The organism is Pseudomonas sp. A-R-19 (assembly GCF_019956575.1).
Taxonomy (GTDB): Bacteria; Pseudomonadota; Gammaproteobacteria; order Pseudomonadales; family Pseudomonadaceae; genus Aquipseudomonas.
Window position 1 is genome coordinate 19,761 of sequence record NZ_JAHBDR010000035.1, and the last position, 18,996, is coordinate 38,756.

Annotated in this window: 15 protein-coding genes and 1 pseudogene; 8 read left to right on the top strand and 8 right to left on the bottom strand. The window is 61.4% G+C overall.

Features of this window, described 5'->3' with window-relative positions; all coding sequences use genetic code 11:
- Positions 1 to 78: 78 nt before the first annotated feature.
- The 8 genes and pseudogenes from KGA88_RS31705 to gap all read right to left on the bottom strand — a co-directional run.
- Positions 79 to 1,359 (bottom strand): annotated as a pseudogene (locus KGA88_RS31705) (HAMP domain-containing protein); the annotation flags it as partial.
- 200 nt (positions 1,360 to 1,559) lie between these two features.
- Positions 1,560 to 1,949: a YbaN family protein gene (locus KGA88_RS04745; protein WP_223589285.1), complete on the bottom strand. Its 390-nt coding sequence runs from the start codon at positions 1,947 to 1,949 to the stop codon at positions 1,560 to 1,562.
- Positions 1,950 to 2,110: 161 nt separating this feature from the next.
- Positions 2,111 to 2,713, bottom strand: coding sequence for a biliverdin-producing heme oxygenase (locus tag KGA88_RS04750; protein ID WP_110662007.1), 603 nt, complete (start codon positions 2,711 to 2,713; stop codon positions 2,111 to 2,113).
- A 114-nt stretch (positions 2,714 to 2,827) separates the two neighbouring features.
- The gene (locus KGA88_RS04755; RefSeq protein ID WP_223589287.1) at positions 2,828 to 5,392 is read right to left on the bottom strand and encodes a TonB-dependent receptor; all 2,565 of its coding nucleotides are present in this window, start codon (positions 5,390 to 5,392) and stop codon (positions 2,828 to 2,830) included.
- 122 nt (positions 5,393 to 5,514) lie between these two features.
- Positions 5,515 to 6,480: a FecR family protein gene (locus KGA88_RS04760; protein ID WP_223589289.1), complete on the bottom strand. Its 966-nt coding sequence runs from the start codon at positions 6,478 to 6,480 to the stop codon at positions 5,515 to 5,517.
- Positions 6,481 to 6,601: 121 nt separating this feature from the next.
- Complete coding sequence (locus KGA88_RS04765; protein WP_223589291.1) at positions 6,602 to 7,120, bottom strand: RNA polymerase sigma factor; 519 nt, start codon at positions 7,118 to 7,120, stop codon at positions 6,602 to 6,604.
- 77 nt (positions 7,121 to 7,197) lie between these two features.
- A complete protein-coding gene (locus tag KGA88_RS04770; protein ID WP_223589293.1) occupies positions 7,198 to 7,662 on the bottom strand; it encodes a methylglyoxal synthase in 465 nt (154 codons plus the stop codon).
- Between the two features lie 149 nt (positions 7,663 to 7,811).
- Positions 7,812 to 8,813, bottom strand: a complete 1,002-nt coding sequence (gene gap, locus KGA88_RS04775) for a type I glyceraldehyde-3-phosphate dehydrogenase (RefSeq protein WP_223589296.1) — start codon at positions 8,811 to 8,813, stop codon at positions 7,812 to 7,814.
- Positions 8,814 to 9,033: 220 nt separating this feature from the next.
- Here gap and edd point away from each other — a divergent pair, with 220 nt between their 5' ends.
- The 8 genes from edd to KGA88_RS04815 all read left to right on the top strand — a co-directional run bounded on the left by edd (position 9,034) and on the right by KGA88_RS04815 (position 18,993).
- Positions 9,034 to 10,860, top strand: coding sequence for a phosphogluconate dehydratase (gene edd, locus KGA88_RS04780; RefSeq protein ID WP_110662283.1), 1,827 nt, complete (start codon positions 9,034 to 9,036; stop codon positions 10,858 to 10,860).
- Entirely contained in the window at positions 10,857 to 11,816 is a 960-nt protein-coding gene (locus KGA88_RS04785; protein ID WP_223589297.1) for a glucokinase, read from the top strand. The genes edd and KGA88_RS04785 overlap by 4 nt, the downstream gene beginning before the upstream one ends.
- Before the next feature lie 186 nt (positions 11,817 to 12,002).
- Positions 12,003 to 12,734 carry a response regulator gene (locus KGA88_RS04790; protein WP_110663107.1) on the top strand — a complete coding sequence of 244 codons (732 nt, stop codon included), beginning with the start codon at positions 12,003 to 12,005 and terminating at the stop codon, positions 12,732 to 12,734.
- 31 nt (positions 12,735 to 12,765) lie between these two features.
- Complete coding sequence (locus KGA88_RS04795) at positions 12,766 to 14,193, top strand: ATP-binding protein (protein ID WP_223589425.1); 1,428 nt, start codon at positions 12,766 to 12,768, stop codon at positions 14,191 to 14,193.
- 220 nt (positions 14,194 to 14,413) lie between these two features.
- Entirely contained in the window at positions 14,414 to 15,673 is a 1,260-nt protein-coding gene (locus KGA88_RS04800; protein WP_223589299.1) for an AGE family epimerase/isomerase, read from the top strand.
- Between the two features lie 117 nt (positions 15,674 to 15,790).
- Complete coding sequence (locus KGA88_RS04805; protein ID WP_110661154.1) at positions 15,791 to 17,089, top strand: ABC transporter substrate-binding protein; 1,299 nt, start codon at positions 15,791 to 15,793, stop codon at positions 17,087 to 17,089.
- A 157-nt stretch (positions 17,090 to 17,246) separates the two neighbouring features.
- The gene (locus KGA88_RS04810) at positions 17,247 to 18,155 is read left to right on the top strand and encodes a carbohydrate ABC transporter permease (RefSeq protein ID WP_110661155.1); all 909 of its coding nucleotides are present in this window, start codon (positions 17,247 to 17,249) and stop codon (positions 18,153 to 18,155) included.
- Positions 18,148 to 18,993 (top strand): carbohydrate ABC transporter permease, encoded by an 846-nt coding sequence (locus tag KGA88_RS04815; protein WP_110661156.1) that lies wholly within the window; start codon positions 18,148 to 18,150, stop codon positions 18,991 to 18,993. The genes KGA88_RS04810 and KGA88_RS04815 overlap by 8 nt, the downstream gene beginning before the upstream one ends.
- The last annotated feature ends 3 nt before the right edge of the window (positions 18,994 to 18,996 follow it).

The window sequence follows — 18,996 nt, forward strand, 5'->3', positions numbered from 1 at the left end:
TTCCGACGACTGATCGGCCGTGCCACGGGCATCGGTGATGCTTTGCTTGATCTGCGCGATGGTCGGTTGCAGCTTGTCGAGGAAGCGGTTGAACCAGCTCACCAGTTCGCCCAGTTCGTCCTTCTTGCTGTAGTGCAGACGCTGGGTCAGGTCGCCGTCGCCACTGGCAATCGCCTTGAGCATCTCGGCCACGCTGTTGATCGGACGGGTCACGCCCGACGCGGTGAGCCACATCAGCAGCAGTCCGAGCACACCGGCGATCACCGCCACTGACAGGGCCTTGATCGTGCCGCTTTGCTGGGCATCGTCGAGCACCGCTTGCAGCTTCACCGAATCGGCCAGCAGCACTTGCTTGGGTAGGTCGATCACCACGGCCCAGGCCTTGGCATCGGCGATCGGGCTGACCGGGTACACCGCACGGATCAGGTCGCCTTGCTGAAGAATCTTCGGTGCTCCGCTGCCGAGCAATTGCAGGATGTCCTTGCCATCCGCACCCAGGGTGTCGCCGATGCTCTTGCCGACTTTCGTTGCGTCGACGCTGTAGGCCGCCATCACGCCAGTGCCGGAGACGATCAGCATGTGCCCGGCGCTATTGAACAGTTCGCGCTGGGAATCGACGGCCGCCGCTTGCAGGGCGTCGAGGGCGATGTCGATACCGACCACGCCGATCGACTTGCCATCCACCAGCAGCGGTACGGAAATGGTGGTCATCAGCACTTCCTTGTTGCCGACGGTATCGGCGTACGGGTCGAGCAGGCAGGTGCGCTTGCTGTCCCGTGGGCAGGTGTACCAGACGTTGTACGGCGTGCCGCTGAGGTTCAGGGTGGTCTTGGTCATGTCCTCTTCGACCATGATCGTGTTCAGCGACTCACCTCCGGCGCGGCTCCAGTAGGTGGCGAAACGGCCGATCTCGTTGGACTGGCGGGCGGCGTCGTTGGCAAATTCGCTGTCCTTGCCGTCCAGGCCGTTGGGTTCGAACGCCAGCCAGATGCCCAGCACTTTGCTGTTGCGCTCGAAGGCGGTTTTCAGGCTCAGGTTCAACTCTTCGCGCAGGGCGCCTGGCTCAAGCGAGCGCTTGGCGGCCATGGTGCGCATGTCCTTGATCTGGTCGGCCAGGGCGGTCACCACCGTCAGGGTTTCACCGAACGTCTTCTGCACCCGCACCGCTTGCTCGGCGGCCTTGGCCTGGAGCAGGTCCTGCACACTGGCGGTGAGCATTCTGCTGCTGGAATCGTTGACCAGATCATCGTTCTGATTGGTCTGGTAGATGTTCATGCCCACTATCAAGGCGACTACGCCCAGCAGGCACAGACCGGACAGCAGGACGATTTTCAGGCGGATGGACAGTGAGTCGAACATAGGGCGAACTCGCGAATGGATGAAGTGTTGGCTGTGGGCCGCTGCGGCTCACTCGCTAAATCCATTTAGCGCCGATCAATGCACATCGGCGTGTCGCTGAGGTTACATGAGGGGTAACCCGACGAACGGTATTGGTTGAACGTTTGCGCAGTAAAATGTGCCGAAAAGCGCTTTAAAACGAAGAAAAATCGCGGAGTTGTTCAGGTGGTATCCGGCAGTGATTCCGGTCGCGACCAGATCCACAGGTTGCCCAACCCCATGCCGGCAATCGCCAGGTAGATCGGCCAGCCATGATCGAGCATCACCAGCATCAGGCCGGCGCATAACAGCATGCTGACAGTGGCGCTGACTTTGGCCCGGCGCGCGATGATCTTGCCGTTGCGCCAGTTATGGAGGATAGGGCCGAACAGCCGGTGGTTTTCCAGCCAGGCACTCAGGCGCGGCGAACTGCGGGTCGCGGCCCAGGCGGCGAGCAGGATGAACTCGGTGGTTGGCAGGCCGGGTATCACGATCGCAATCAGGCCGATGCCCAGGCTGACGTAGGCGAGCAGGCCGAAGAGGAGGCGGGAGAGTTTTGAAGAGGCGGGCATGGGCTCAAGGCAACACGTGAGGCGAATCGAAATCCTACAGGCTAACAACATCTCCTGTGGGAGCGGGTTTGCTCGCGAAGAGGGTGTGTCAGTGGACATCAATGCCGACTGACACGCCGCTTTCGCGAGCAAGCCCGCTCCCACAAGGGGAGCGCGTTGGATCAGGCGGCTTCGGTAGCGTAAGCCTGCTCCAGCAACACGGTAAAACGGTTGAACGCGTCGATGGCGCCTTTTTCCACTTCGGCTTCTTCCTGGGCGCTGAACTCCAGGCCGTCCAGGGTTTTGACGAAGCTCTTCCAGCCTTCCGCGCGGCCACCGGCCGGTTCGCCGAGGTGGCGGGCGCCGAAGGTTTCGCTCAGGCCAAGGCCCACGGCGCGCTTGATCAGGAACGCCGCGCCGAGTTTCGAACCTTCCGAAACAAAAATCCAGCCCAGGGCTTGGGCCTTGGTCGGGTTCTTCAGGGCACCAGCGACAGGTGCCGGCACGTCGGTGTCCAGGTCCGCCAGGTCCGCCTTGGCAGCATCGGCGCGGCAGCGGGCCGGCAGGTCCGGGACGATGGCGGTCAGTTCGGCATCGTTGTACAGCGACACCAGCTCCGACTGGAACAGGTACTGCGCCACCACGAAACGGGCGAAATTGGCCTGGGTCTCAAACGGGGCATGGGCTTTGACCAGGGCATCGAGCTTGGTGTGCGGTTCGTTGGTGATCTGGTTCAAACGCTGGGAACGCAAGTTGGGGCGTTGTTCGGTGGCCTGGGTAGTCATGGCAATTCCTTGGGGGAAGAAGAGGCGCTTGGTAACGAGACGAACAAGCAGGCGCCTGACAGTAAAAAATCCTCGCCGGACGGTTTCAATTCACCGCCCGGCGGGATGGCCGGATCAGATATCCCAGATCAGGTTGACCGCGAAGTTGCGACCCGGCTGGGTCAGGCGGTCGAGGTTGGCCGGTTGGGTCACCGAGGCTTCGCCGACACTGTCGTAGCCGCGCACGTCATCCCACAGCCAGTACTTTTTGTCGGTGAGGTTGTAGACGCCGCCACTGACGGTCACATCGTCGGTCACCTTGTAGAACGCGCTCAGGTCCAGAATGCCGAAGCCGGGAGTCTTGAACTGGGTGCTGGTGCCGTCCGGGGTCTTGAAGCTGCTGCTGTCGACGCGGTCCTTCTTCTTCACCAGGGTCCAGCTGAGCAAGCCACCGTAGGTGTCCTGGTCGTAGCCGAGGCCGAACACGCCGGTCAGCGGGTTGACGCTGTTTAGCGGTTCGCCCGAGTCGTCGTTGCGACCGTAGGCATAGGCCACCGAGCCCTGGGTGTAGAGGCCTTGCGGCGCGCCGAAGGCGTCGAGGTTCAGGCGACCCTTGACCTCGGCACCCTTGATGGTGGCGTGTTTGATGTTGTTGCTCTGGAACGTGGTCTCGGTGTAGCCCGGAGTGATGGCGTTCTCGTCGATGAAGTCGCGGTATTTGTTGTAGAACACCGCCACGTCAAACGAGCCCTGTTCGAAGTTGCCGCGCAAACCGGTCTCGTAGCTCTTGCTCTTTTCCGGTTCGAGGTCCGGGTTAGGCGCGACCTGATAGCCGCCGGCGAGGTTTTCGAAACGACCATACAACGCCTTGGCAGTCGGGGTACGGAAGCCTTCGGCGTATTTGCCGTACCAGGTGTAATAGTCGTTGAAGCTGTAGGTAGTGCCAAAATTCGGCGACAGGCGATGCCAGGTCTTGGTTTCGTCGCTTACCGTGCCGTTGCGACTCTGGTCGGCGGTGGCCAGGAACTCTTCGGTGATGTGCGGCTTGAGCTGGGTGTAGTCGTAGCGAGCACCGGGCACGAAAGTCCAGTTGCCCCAACTGATCTGATCCTGGGCGAACAGGCTGTAGGTGTTGACGGTTGGGTCCGGGAAGTCACTGGCGGGTGTCAGCGTGTCGGTGGTGCTAGGTGCGCCGATGACCCGGCAGGCACCGGCCACGGTCAGGCACGTGCCGGTACCGGTACGCAGGCCGGTAATCTTGTCCTGCTTGATGGTGGTGCCATAAGTGACGAGGTGCTCGGTGTCGGCGATGGCAAACGACTTGTCAGCCTGGGCATCGAATACCCATTGGCGATCCTTGTAGTTGGTATCGCGGTTACGCAGCACGGTCCGCGACGGCGCGTAGATTTCCTCGGTGCTCTGGTCGGTCTTGGCGATCTGGTAGTTCAGCGACCACTTGATGTTGTCAGCCAGTGCGCTGTCCAGGCCGAAGCTGTGTTCCAGGCCAAAGCGTTCGCGGGTGATCGTGTCGTTGCCGGTGCGGGCTTTGTAGAAGCCGAAACCGCGTCCGGCGTTGAACGGGCCGCCCACGGCGCTCAATTGATTGGTGTCGCGGTCGTCCTTGTAATGCTCGTAGGTCAGGCCCAGGCGTGCGTCGTCGGCGTAATCCCAGCCCAGTTTGGCTAGCACGCTAGTGGTGCGAGCGTCCTGGGGGTTGGCCTCGGTACGATTCAGGCCAGTGCCACCGGTTTCGCCATAGGACTCTGTTTCATGACCGTTGCGCTGACTGAAGTGCAACAGGCCATCGAACTCGCCGGTGCGACCGGCGACGGTGCCGGACGTCAGCCAGCTTTCGTCGGCGGAGCTGTAGCCGGTTTTCAGACGTGCACCAACATCCTTGCCCGGTTTGATGATGTCGTCAGCGTCCAGCGTGTAGTAGCTGACGGCGCCGCCAATGGCGTTGCTGCCATACAGCACTGAGGCCGGGCCGCGGAGGATTTCCACACGCTTGACGATTTCCGGGTCGACGTAGTTGCGGTTGGTCTGGGCATACGGGCCGTTGAAGAAACCGTCAGGGACCTGCACGCCATCGACCTGGGTCAGCACGCGGTCGCCATCGATGCCGCGAATGTTGTAGCCAGTGATGCCGGCGCGCTGGCCTGCGCCACCTACCGATACACCGGGTTCGTAGCGCACCAGTTCCTTGATGGTATTGACGTTGTTGCGGTCCAGATCTTCGCGCGTGTAGACAGAGACCGTGCTCGGCACGCTGCTCACGGACTGTTCGTTACGGGTGGCGCTGATGGTCACCTGATCCAGATTCAGGGCACTGCCAGCGCTGCGCTTTTCCAGCACGATGCTGTTGTTGCCCAGTTTGCGATAGCTCAGGTTGGTCCCCACCAACAGGCGATCCAGGGCTTTCTCCGGCGACAGGGAGCCGCGTACGCCCGGCGAGGCCACACCTTGTGCCAGCTCCGACGACACACCGACCTGCCAGCCCGTCACGGCGGTAAAGGCATTGAGTGCCGACACCAGTGACTGCTGGGGAATGGCGAACGAGTAGTCGCCCATTTTGCGGGTCGACTGCTCGGCGGTGGTGGCGGCCATCAGCGGTGCGGTGCCGGCCATCAAGATGGCAGCGGTCAGCAGCGACAGCACGCGGGAAGGTGAAGGGGCTTGGCGGGTAAGGCGAGAGGACATCGATAGCGCTCCGTGTCGCACGAATCTTTATAGGTGCTGATTGGCATCATGAGATGCGAATCAATTGCATTGGCTATAACGAGACGTACGGGATTTGCCTATCGAGTAAAAATAATTCTCATTCAGTTCAGGATGACCAACGCGGGGAATTCCTGCAGCCGGGCCGAGGTGATGTGGGCCAGGGAACGGACCACGTCCAGCGGTTGATCGAGGCGATAGTTACCGGTCACGGTGACATCAGCCAGTTGTTCGTTGTTGTTGATGATCCAGCCCGGGTAGTAGCGGCGCAGTTCGGCCAGCACCTGGTTCAACGGGCAGTTTTCGAACACCAGGCGCCCCTGCACCCACGCCAGGTCGGTGGCGGCATCCAGCTTGGCCGGGCGGTCGAAGCCGTTGGGGCCGATGCGGATACTTTCCCCGGCGGACAGGCGAACCCGGGCATCGTCACGGGTGGCGCGCAAGTCGACATTCCCGCGCTGCACCCGCACCTGTGCCACGCCGTCGAGGTAACGCACGGCAAATGCGGTATCGAGAACGCTGGCCGTGACCGGGCCGGCATCGATTTCCAGAGGCTGGCCGCGACTGGCCTGGACTTCGAAAAACGCTTCACCCTGATACAGGCGGGCGACACGTTGTTGATCGTTGATGGTGCTGGAAAACGCCGAATTGGTGTTGAGCAGGACCCTGGAGCCGTCTTCCAGTTGCAGGCGCTGGCGCTCGCCGACCACGGTCAGGTGATCGGCCTGCAGGCGCATCGGCAAATTGCTGAAATTGAACAGGCCGAGCAGCAGCACGGCGGCAGTGGCCAGCGGTTTCCAGTGCGGACGCAGGCGAGCGAGGACGGTGACTTTCGCGGGACGGGCAGCCAGGCTTTGCGCGCATTTCGCCACTTGCGGGCCGTCCCAGATCGCCTGGGCCTTGGCGAAGGCCTGGGCATTGAGCGGGTCGGCATCGAGCCAGGCATGAAACTGGCGGGTCTGCTCCTCGTCGGGACTGCCGAGCACGATCAGCCAGTCCAGGGCCTGGTCCATCGCGCTAGCGGAGTCCTGCGCCGAAGAAGGCTCAGGGGAGCGGTGGTTGTCCGTCACGGTGTTTCCTCGGCTGTGTCTGTGCACGGCTGTTTTTTTAGTGAAGCGTAAAAAGTGGGCCAAGGGTAGCAAAGCCCGATGACCAGCGCAGTCGGTCAGGGTCAGCGCAAGATCCAGACGCTCAATTGGCGTTCAAGCGATCGGCAACCCCGATGCAGATCGACATGATCAATTTGAGTTCTTTCTGCACGGTGCTGAGGGACACGTTCAACTCGTCGGCGATTTCCTGGTAGCTGTGCCCGTGCAGGCGGCTGAGGATGAAAATCCGCTGTTGGCGGTCGCTGAGTTCACTGAGGCTCACGTTCAGGCGCTCCAGCAATTGTTCGGCATGGGCGGCGTCTTCGGCGCTGCTGGTGGGGGCGGCGACGCTGTGCACCACCTCCTGGGGTACGTCCTCGACCATGGTGCGCGAATGTATGCGCCGCGCGCGCAGATGGTCCAGCGCCAGGTTGCGCGCCGTCTGGAAAACAAAGGGCTCGAGATGATCGATGGCCCGCTCGCTCAACGCACGGGTCACCCGCAGGTAGGTTTCCTGCAGGAGGTCTTCAGCGGTGCTGTGATTGTTGACCATCCGCTCCAGCGTACGCAGCAGGGAGGTGCGCTGGGTGAGGAAAACGTGGTTGAAGCGCGACTGACTCACGGGAGGACCTGATCCATTTCTAGCGAATGATAATGCTTATCATCCACCCGAGTGGTCAAGTATTGATTTGTGAAGGTTTAAGCGCGTCCCTGCAAATAGCTCGCGTAATCGGGAATCCGATGGCTGTGCGCCTGGTCCATCAACGGGCTGCTGATGAGGTAATCGGCGCTGCACTCGTTGCATGCCACCGGGATGTTCCAGACCGCCGCGACCCGCAGTAACGCCTTGATGTCCGGGTCGTGTGGTTGCGGTTCGAAGGGGTCCCAGAAGAACACCAGCATGTCGACCCGCTGCTCGGCGATTTGCGCACCAAGCTGTTGGTCGCCGCCCAGCGGACCACTGATCATGCTCTCCACGGGCAGGTCGAGGCGTTGTTGCAACAACAACCCGGTGGTGCCGGTGGCGACCAGATCATGCTGGGCCAGTTTGTCTTTTTGCCGTTCGGCCCAGTCCAGCAAGAACACCTTGCAGTGGTCATGGGCAACCAGGGCGATACGCTTGCGCGCCGCCAGGGTCTTTTGCGTAAAGCTGATGCCGATCATGGGTTGTTGCTCCAGAAATGACATGCACCCTGTAGGAGCGAGCTTGCTCGCGATGGTCGTTAACGATGACAAGGGTCGCCTGAATGAGCGCGGTGCCCTTACATCCATCGCGAGCAAGCTCGCTCCTACAAGACCGGGGGGCGTGCTGCTTATTCAGCGTTGCACAGCGCCAGGCAGTTATCGAGCATGCGGTTGGAGAAGCCCCACTCGTTGTCATACCAGGCCAATACCTTGAGCAGCTTGCCGCTGGATTTGGTGTGGTTGGCGTCGAAGATCGACGACAGCGGGTTGTGGTTGAAGTCGCTGGAGACCAGCGGCAGGGTGTTGTACCCAAGGATTTTCGAGTGCTGGCTGGCTTCTTTCATCAGCGCATTGACTTCATCGGCCGACGCTTCGCGCTTGAGCTGTACCGTCAGGTCCACCAGCGACACATTGATCACCGGTACACGCACCGACATGCCGGTCAATTTGCCCGCCAGTTCCGGCAGCACCAGGCCCACCGCTTCAGCAGCACCGGTCTTGCTCGGGATCATGTTCTGGGTGGCCGAACGGGCGCGGTACGGATCGACGTGATAGACGTCGGTCAGGTGCTGGTCGTTGGTATAGGCGTGAATAGTGGTCATCAGGCCGCTTTCGATCCCCAGTTCGCGATGCAGCACCTGGGCCACCGGGGCCAGGCAGTTGGTGGTGCACGATGCGTTGGAAATGATTTGGTGCGATTGGCGCAGAATGTCGTGGTTCACCCCGTAAACCACGGTGGCGTCGGCGCCTTTGGCCGGGGCCGAAATGATCACTTTGCGCGCCCCGGCCGTAATATGCGCGGCGGCCTTGGCCCGGTCGGTGAACAGACCGGTGCATTCGAACACCACATCAATCTTTTCCGCGGCCCAGGGCAGGTCGGCCGGGTTGCGAATGGCACTGACCGAAATGCGGTCGCCATTGACCGTCAGGCTCTCCTGGTCGTGCTGGACATCGGCATCGAACGTGCCGTGAACGGTGTCGTACTTGAGCAAGTGAGCGTTCATAGCGCTGTCGCCCAGGTCGTTGATGGCGACGATCTGCAGATCCTGACGGTAGCCCTGGGTATAGAGTGCGCGCAGAACATTACGGCCGATGCGGCCAAAGCCATTGATTGCGATTCGAAGAGTCATATGTCTGCGCTACCGTCGTTTTGTTGTTGGAATTACAAGATTATTCGCAAAAAAATAGAAAACAAGCCTTTTTGATGGCAATATTTTGTTCAATCTACAACGAGTGACCTGAATCAACTGGTCCAACCGATCAAGAAAACCGTCTGTCATCCCATCGACACCGGCCTTTGATCAGCATAGACAATCAGGTCGCCACATCCGTTAGCCTGGAGTTCTACACATGCATCCCCGCGTCCTTGAGGTCACCGAACGGCTTATCGCCCGCAGCCGCGCCACGCGTGAGGCTTACCTTGCATTGATTCGCGGTGCGGCCAGCGACGGTCCGATGCGCGGCCAGCTGCAATGCGCCAACTTCGCCCATGGCGTGGCTGGCTGCGGCAGCGACGACAAGCACAGCCTGCGGATGATGAACTCCGCCAACATCGCGATAGTTTCGTCATATAACGACATGCTCTCGGCGCACCAGCCGTACGAAGTCTTTCCCGAACTCATCAAGAAAGCCCTGCGCGAGATCGGCTCCGTCGGCCAGTTCGCCGGCGGCACCCCGGCCATGTGCGATGGCGTGACCCAGGGCGAGCCGGGCATGGAACTGAGCCTGCCGAGCCGCGAAGTGATCGCGTTGTCCACGGCCGTGGCGCTGTCCCACAACATGTTCGACGGCGCGCTGATGCTTGGCATCTGCGACAAGATCGTGCCGGGCCTGATGATGGGTGCGCTGCGTTTCGGCCATCTGCCGATGATCTTCGTGCCAGGCGGGCCGATGGTGTCGGGCATTTCCAACAAGCAGAAAGCCGACGTGCGGCAGAAGTACGCCGAAGGCAAGGCGACCCGCGAAGAGCTGCTGGAATCGGAAATGAAGTCCTACCACAGCCCGGGCACCTGCACCTTCTACGGCACCGCCAACACCAATCAGTTGCTGATGGAAGTCATGGGCCTGCACCTGCCGGGCGCGTCCTTCGTCAACCCGAACACGCCGTTGCGCGATGCCCTGACCCGCGAAGCGGCGCACCAGGTCACGCGTTTGACCAAGCAGAACGGTGACTACATCCCGATCGGCGAAATCGTCGACGAGCGTTCGCTGGTCAACTCCATCGTGGCGCTGCACGCCACGGGCGGCTCGACCAACCACACCCTGCACATGCCGGCCATCGCCATGGCGGCGGGCATTCAGTTGACCTGGCAGGACATGGCCGACCTCTCCGAAGTCGTGCCGACCCTGAGCCACGTCTACCCCAACGGCAAAGCCGACATCAATCACTTCCAGGCCGCGGGCGGCATGTCGTTCCTGATCCGCGAGCTGCTGGAAGCCGGGCTGCTCCACGAAAACGTCAACACCGTGATGGGCCACGGCCTGAGCCGCTATACCCAGGAACCGTTCCTCGACAATGGCCAGTTGGTGTGGCGCGAGGGCGTGACCGACAGCCTCGATGAAAGCATCCTGCGTCCAGTCGCCCGAGCATTCTCGCCAGAAGGTGGCCTGCGGGTGATGGAAGGCAACCTCGGTCGTGGCGTGATGAAAGTCTCCGCCGTAGCCGTGGAAAACCAGATCGTCGAAGCACCGGCCATGGTGTTCCAGGATCAGCAGGACCTGGCCGATGCGTTCAAGGCCGGTTTGCTGGAGAAGGATTTTGTCGCGGTGATGCGCTTCCAGGGCCCGCGCTCCAACGGCATGCCGGAACTGCACAAGATGACGCCGTTCCTTGGCGTGTTGCAGGACCGCGGTTTCAAAGTGGCGCTGGTGACCGACGGGCGCATGTCCGGCGCGTCGGGGAAAATCCCGGCGGCCATTCATGTCAGCCCCGAAGCTTATGTCGGTGGCGCTTTGGCGCGGGTGCAAGAGGGCGATATCATCCGCGTCGATGGCGTCAAAGGCACCCTGGAACTTAAGGTGGACGCCGAAGAATTCGCAGCGCGCACACCAGCCAAGGGCCTGTTGGGTAACAACATCGGCACCGGTCGCGAGCTGTTCGGTTTCATGCGCATGGCCTTCAGCTCGGCGGAGCAGGGCGCCAGCGCCTTCACTTCTGCCCTGGAGACGCTTAATTGAAACTGGCTTTGGTCGGTGACATCGGTGGGACCAACGCACGTTTCGCGTTGTGGAAAAACCAGCAACTGGAAAGCGTCCAGGTGCTGGCGACGGCCGACCATGCCAGCCCGGAGGAGGCGATCAGTCTCTACCTGAGCGGGCTCGGTCTGGCGCCAGGTTCAATTGGTTCGGTGTGCCTGTCGGTGGCCGGTCCCGTGAGCGGCGACGAATTCAAGTTCACCAACAATCACTGGCGCCTGAGTCGCAAGGGCTTTTGCCAGACCTTGCAGGTCGAGCAACTGTTGCTGGTCAACGACTTCTCGGCCATGGCCCTGGGCATGACCCGTTTGCAGCCCGGCGAATTCCGCGTGGTTTGCGAAGGCACGCGGGAGCCGTTGCGCCCGGCGGTGGTGATTGGCCCGGGCACCGGCTTGGGTGTCGGCACCTTGCTCGATTTGGGCGAGGGCCGATTCGCCGCGTTGCCGGGCGAGGGTGGTCACGTCGATCTGCCATTGAGCAGTCCGCGTGAAACCCAGCTCTGGCAGCACATTTTCAATGAAATTGGCCATGTCAGTGCAGAGACAGCCCTGAGCGGCGGCGGCTTGCCTCGCGTCTACCGGGCGATCTGCGCGGTGGACGGGCACACGCCTGTGCTCGACACACCGGAAGCGATCACCGCTGCCGGGCTGGCGGGCGACCCGATTGCCGTGGAAGTGCTTGAGCAGTTCTGCTGCTGGCTCGGTCGCGTGGCCGGCAACAACGTGCTGACCACCGGCGGGCGGGGTGGCGTGTACATCGTTGGCGGGGTGATTCCACGCTTTGCCGATTTCTTCCTTGAGAGCGGTTTCGCTCGCTGCTTCGCCGACAAGGGTTGCATGAGCGATTACTTCAAGGGGATTCCGGTGTGGCTGGTGACGGCACCGTATTCGGGATTGATGGGGGCGGGTGTGGCGCTGGAGCAATCAATCCCGACTTGAAACCCGATCACCTGTAGGAGCGAGCTTGCTCGCGATGGACGTTAACGATAACGCGTGCATTCTGAATGCACGCGGTGCTTCCAAGTCCATCGCGAGCAGGCTCGCTCCTACAGTTGTTTTGTGGTGTTTGCAGTTTCGGTGCTTAAGGCATAATCCGCCCAATTCAAACAACAAGGACGCCGCCCCGTGAGCTCAGTCAACAAGTCGATTTTGTTGGTCGATGACGATCAAGAGATACGCGAGTTGCTGGACACCTACCTGACCCGCGCCGGGTTTCAGGTGCGTGCCACCGCCGATGGCGCCGGGTTTCGCCAGGCGCTGAACGACGCGCCGGCCGATCTGGTGATCCTTGATGTGATGCTGCCCGACGAAGACGGCTTCAGCCTGTGCCGCTGGATTCGCCAGCATCCGCGCCAGGCGCAGGTGCCGATCATCATGCTCACCGCCAGTTCCGACGAAGCCGACCGTGTCATCGGCCTGGAGCTGGGCGCCGACGATTACCTCGGCAAACCGTTCAGCCCACGGGAGTTGCAGGCGCGGATCAAGGCGTTGCTGCGCCGCGCACAGTTCGGCCAGGAGCGTAACGGCGGTGAGGTGCTGGCCTTCGATGACTGGCGCCTGGACATGGTCAGCCATCGGCTGTTCCACATCGACGGCGAAGAGGTGATTCTCTCGGGCGCCGACTTCGCGCTGCTGAAACTGTTCCTCGATCACCCGCAGGAAATCCTCGACCGCGACACCATTGGCAACGCCACCCGGGGGCGGGACTTGATGCCGCTCGACCGCATTGTCGATATGGCGGTCAGTCGGTTGCGCCAGCGCCTGCGCGACACGGAAAAACCGCCACGGCTGATCCGCACCGTGCGCGGCAGCGGCTACCAACTGGCAGCCAGCGTGGTTGCCGGCAATGGTCACTGAGACTTTGCGCAAACTCGCCGCCAAGGTGCCGATGCCGCGTTCGCTGCTCGGGCGGATGTTGCTGTTGACCCTGCTGGCGGTGTTGTTCGCTCAGACACTGTCGAGTGTGATCTGGGTGTCGCAGCTGCGCGCCACGCAACTCGAAGGCCTGGTCACCAGTGCCCGCAGCCTGGCCCATTCGATGACGGCCAGTGTCAGTTATTTCCGTTCGTTGCCGGTGGCGTTTCGGCCCCTGGTGCTCGATCAGTTGCGCAGCATGGGTGGCACCCGGTTTGTTGTAACGCTCAATGACAAACCCCTGGGCATGGAAGTACTGCCCATTACCCCGCGCAAAGAGGCAGTGCTCAAAGCGGTGGATGAAGTGCTGCGCCAGTCCCTCGGCCAGGACACGGACATCTCGGTGACCTTCGTCAGCCCGCAAGACCTGCGCATCTTCAATGGCGGCCTGAAACTCGATGAGTTGCCACGCTCCTGGGCGCACTACGCGCTGACGCTGGAACCGGTGAATCCGCCGGTGCTGGTCACGCAGATCCAGATGGCGCCGGGTGAATGGCTGTACATCGCCTCGCTGTTGCCCGAGCCCTACACCAGTCTTGAAGAACAAGGCCTGCCGGCGCAGCAGGTGTGGTTCATCGTCCTGACCAGCAGCTTTTTGCTGTTGTTCATCGGCCTGCTGGTGCACTGGCAGAGTCGTCCGCTCAAGCGCCTGGCGCGGGCGGCGCGGGATCTGTCGTTGGGGGCTGATGTGGAACCGGTGGCCGAAGGCGGCGGCAGCGAAGTGGTCGAGGTCGGGCGCGCCTTCAACACCATGCGCGAGCGCATCAGTCGTTACCTGACCGAGCGCAGCCAGTTGTTCAGCGCCATTTCCCATGACCTGCGCACGCCGATCACCCGCTTGCGTTTGCGGGTCGAGTTACTCGAAGACGAAAAGCTGCAAGCCAAGTTCGGCCGCGATCTGGATGAGCTGGAACTGTTGGTCAAGGGCGCGCTGCAATGCGTGAAAGACACAGACATTCACGAGAACATCGAGCCGGTGGATCTCAATCACGTGCTCGACTGTCTGGTCGAACCGTACCTGGCCCCCAACGGCAATGGTCGCGTGACCCAGCAGGGGCGGGCGCTGGCGGCGTATCCGGGCAAACCGCTGGCGCTCAAGCGCTGCATCGGCAACCTGATCGACAATGCGTTGAAGTACGGACAGAACGCGCACCTGCACATCGATGACGATGAAAGTGCATTCATCCTGCATGTGGATGATGAAGGGCCGGGCGTACCGGAGCAGCGGCTGGAGCAGGTGTTCGAACCGCACTTCCGCCTGGCCGGGCAGCAGCAGGGGTATGGGTTGGGGTTGGGGATTGCCCGCAACATTGCCCATAGCCATGGCGGTGAAGTCAGTCTGCAGAATCTGCGTGAGGGTGGGTTGCGGGTGACCCTTCAGCTTCCCCGCTCAGTGGATTGACACCGACCCTGTGGCGAGGGGGCTTGCCCCCGTTGGACCGCGCAGCGGTCCCTCTTTTGGGGGCGCTTCGCACCCCAACGGGGGCAAGCCCCCTCGCCACAAATATCACTCACCCTATGAATGTCACAGCTCGGTGACATAACCCACCCCCTTCGTTACAAGGCCGCCTTCGTCCGTTGTTTATGCTGCCCTGCAGTCATAACAACAAAAAAGGTACGCCATGGACACCTTCCAACCCGCCTTCAGCAGTTGGCTGAACGCACCTGCCCATCAGCAATGGCTGGCCGCCGAAGGCGTGCGCCTGCTGGCGTTTGCCAAGGCTTCGAAGCTCCCTGAAGGCTTCGGCAACCTCGATGAAAAGGGCCGCCTTGCGGCTGATGCGCAAGCCCAGACCATGAACACCGCACGCATGACCCACAGCTTCGCCATGGCTCACATCCAGGGCTTGCCGGGGTTTGCCGGGCTGGTCGATCACGGGGTTGCCGCCCTGCGCGGGCCGTTGCGTGATGCGCTGCATGGCGGCTGGTTCGCGACCGCCGAACACCGCGACGGCAATACTGGCAAGAACGCCTACCTGCATGCTTTCGTCGCGCTGGCCGCCAGTTCCGCAGTAGTCGCACAGCGTCCCGGTGCACAAGCCTTGCTCGATGATGCCATCGACATCATCGACACCTACTTCTGGAGCGAAGAAGAGGGCGCCCTGCGCGAATCCTTCAACCGCGACTGGAGTGAAGAGGAAGCCTATCGCGGGGCCAACAGCAACATGCACGGCACCGAAGCCTTCCTCGCCCTGGCCGACGTCACCGATGACAACCGCTGGCTGAGTCGCGCCCAACGGATTGTCGAACGAGTGATCCATGGCCACGCCGCTGCCAACGATTACCTGGTGATCGAGCATTTCGACCGCGCCTGGCAACCGCTGCGGGACTACAACCGCGACAATCCGGCCGACGGCTTCCGCCCCTACGGCACCACCCCGGGTCATGGTTTCGAGTGGGCGCGGCTGTTGCTGCACCTCGAAGCTTCGCGGGTGAGAGCGGGGATGCTTACGCCGGGCTGGCTGGTCACCGACGCGCAAAAACTCTTTGAGCACAATTGCCGTCACGGCTGGAACATCGATGGCGCGCCGGGGATTGTCTACACCCTGGACTGGGACAACAAAGCGGTGGTCCGCCATCGCCTGCACTGGACCCATTGCGAGGCCAGTGCCGCCGCCAGTGCCTTGCTCAAGCGAACCGGTGAAGAGCAATACGAACACTGGTACCGACTGTTCTGGGAATTCTGCGACAGTCATTTCATCGACCGCTGTGATGGCAGCTGGTATCACGAACTCGACCCGCAAAACCGCCCGAGTGCCGATATCTGGCCCGGCAAACCTGACCTTTACCACGCCTGGCAAGCCGTGCTGATTCCGCGCCTGGCGCTGGCGCCGAGCATGGCCACGGCGCTGGCGCAGTTGTCCCAGAGCGGTTCTATGTAACCATGCGGTGACATTCGCGCATCCCTTCGTTACCTGCGAGGGGATGACCCCTGTTTAGAATCCTATGCAGCGCAAGCAACAGACTTGCATGCATAACAACAAGAAAGGTGCTCCTAGATGAATGCGATTTCTCGCCTCGCTACTGTCATTTCTCTCGCTTCCCTGTCTGCACTCCCTCTCAGTGTCCTGGCCGCCGAATCCAAAGGTTCCGTTGAAGTCGTTCACTGGTGGACTTCCGGTGGTGAAAAGGCAGCGGTCGATGTCCTGAAGGCCCAAGTCGAAAAAGACGGCTTCACCTGGAAGGACGGCGCAGTCGCCGGTGGCGGCGGTTCCACGGCCATGACCGTACTCAAAAGCCGCGCCGTAGCCGGCAACCCGCCAGGCGTTGCCCAGATCAAGGGCCCGGACATCCAGGAGTGGGGCAGCACCGGCCTGCTCAGCACCGACGCGCTTAAAGAAGTCTCCAAGGCGGAAAACTGGGATGGCCTGCTGTCGAAGAAGGTCTCCGACACCGTCAAGTACGAAGGCGATTATGTGGCCGTGCCGGTGAACATCCACCGCGTCAACTGGCTGTGGATCAACCCGGAAGTGTTCAAGAAAGCCGGGATCGAAAAAGCCCCGACCACCCTCGAAGAATTCTACGCCGCCGGCGACAAACTCAAGGCCGCAGGCTTCATCGCGCTCGCCCATGGTGGCCAGCCTTGGCAGGACAGCACCGTGTTCGAAGACGTGGTGCTCTCGGTCATGGGCGCTGACGGCTACAAGAAAGCCCTGGTCGACCTGGACCAGAAAACCCTCTCCGGCCCGGAGATGACCAAGTCGTTCACCGAGCTGAAAAAGATCACCACCTACATGGACCCAAACCGCGCCGGTCGTGACTGGAACATCGCGGCCGCTGACGTCATCAACGGCAAGGCCGGCATGCAGATGATGGGCGACTGGGCGAAGAGCGAGTGGACCGCGGCGAAGAAAGTCGCCGGCAAGGACTACCAGTGCGTGCCGTTCCCGGGCACCGAAAAAGCCTTCACCTACAACATCGACTCCCTGGCGGTGTTCAAGCTCAAGGCTGATCGCAAAGGTGACATCGCTGCCCAGCAAGACCTGGCCAAAGTGGCGTTGGGTACCGACTTCCAGAAAGTCTTCAGCATGAACAAGGGTTCGATCCCGGTGCGTAACGACATGCTCAACGAAATGGACAAGCTCGGCTTCGACGAGTGCGCGCAGAAGGCGGCGAAGGACTTCATCGCGGACGACAAGACCGGCGGCCTGCAACCGAGCATGGCGCACAACATGGCCACTTCCCTGGCCGTGCAGGGTGCGATCTTCGACGTGGTCACCAACTTCATGAACGACAAGGACGCAGACCCGGCCAAGGCCAGCGCCCAACTGGCGTCGGCTGTCAAAGCTGCCCAGTAATCCCTGACACAGCCTGACCCCATGTGGGAGCGGGCTTGCTCGCGAATGCGGACTGACATTCAACATTAATGTCGACTGACACACCGTTTTCGCGAGCAAGCCCGCTCCCACAGGGGGTCACCGTGTCGACTCATTTCTCTAAACCTGGATTATCCCGATGAGCTCTGTGGCGGTTTTCAGCAAAGCCTCACCGTTCGATGCGCTGCAACGCTGGCTACCCAAGTTGGTACTCGCGCCGAGCATGCTGATCGTGTTGGTTGGTTTCTACGGTTACATCATCTGGACCTTCATTCTGTCCTTCACCAATTCCAGCTTCATGCCGAGCTACAAGTGGGTCGGCCTGCAGCAATACATGCGCCTGATGGACAACGACCGCTGGTGGGTCGCGAGCAAGAACCTGGCAGTGTTCGGTGGCATGTTCATCGGCATCAGCCTGGTGCTGGGGGTGTTCCTCGCCGTGCTGCTGGACCAGCGCATTCGCAAGGAAGGCTTCATCCGCACCATCTACCTGTACCCGATGGCGCTGTCGATGATCGTCACCGGTACCGCGTGGAAATGGCTGCTCAACCCAGGGCTCGGCCTGGACAAGATGCTGCGTGACTGGGGCTGGGAAGGCTTCCGCCTCGACTGGCTGGTGGATCAGGATCGCGTCGTCTACTGCCTGGTGATCGCTGCCGTGTGGCAAGCCTCCGGGTTTGTCATGGCGATGTTCCTCGCCGGCCTGCGCGGTGTCGATCAATCGATCATCCGTGCCGCGCAAGTCGACGGTGCGAGCCTGCCGACCATCTACCTGAAGATCGTTTTGCCGAGCCTGCGCCCGGTGTTCTTCAGCGCCTTCATGATCCTCGCGCACATCGCGATCAAGAGCTTCGACCTGGTCGCGGCGATGACTGCGGGCGGTCCGGGCTACTCGTCCGACCTGCCGGCCATGTTCATGTATTCCTTCACCTTCAGCCGAGGCCAGATGGGCATCGGTTCGGCCAGCGCCATGCTGATGCTCGGCGCCGTGCTGACCATCCTCGTGCCGTACCTGTACTCCGAGCTGCGAGGCAAACGCCATGACTAATCAACTCGGAAAACCATCCCTGAGTTTCAGCCGCATCGCGATCTACGCCACCCTGCTGCTGGCAGCGGCGGTGTACCTGATCCCGTTGATCGTGATGCTGCTGACCAGCTTCAAATCCCCGGAAGACATCCGCACCGGCAACCTGTTGAGCTGGCCGACCGTGATCGACGGCATCGGCTGGATCAAGGCCTGGGACAGTGTTGGCAGCTACTTCTGGAACTCGGTGAAAATCACCGTGCCGGCGGTACTGATTTCCACGTTCATCGGTGCCATGAACGGCTATGTGCTGTCGATGTGGCGCTTCCGGGGTTCGCAGCTGTTCTTCGGTCTGCTGCTGTTCGGCTGCTTCCTGCCGTTCCAGACCGTGCTGCTGCCAGCCTCGTTCACTCTCGGCAAGATCGGTTTGGCCAACACCACCACGGGCTTGGTGCTGGTACACGTGGTCTACGGCCTGGCGTTCACCACGCTGTTCTTCCGCAACTACTACGTGAGCATTCCGGATGCGCTGGTCAAGGCCGCAAGGCTCGATGGCGCGGGCTTCTTCACGATCTTCCTGAAGATCCTGCTGCCGATGTCGATCCCGATCGTGATGGTCTGCCTGATCTGGCAGTTCACCCAGATCTGGAATGACTTCCTGTTCGGCGTGGTGTTCGCCAGTGGCGACGCCCAGCCAATTACCGTGGCCCTGAACAACCTGGTCAACACCAGCACCGGGGCCAAGGAATACAACGTTGATATGGCCGCCGCGATGATCGCCGGGCTGCCGACACTGCTGGTCTACATATTCGCTGGCAAGTATTTCCTGCGTGGGCTGACGTCCGGCGCGGTCAAGGGGTAGAAA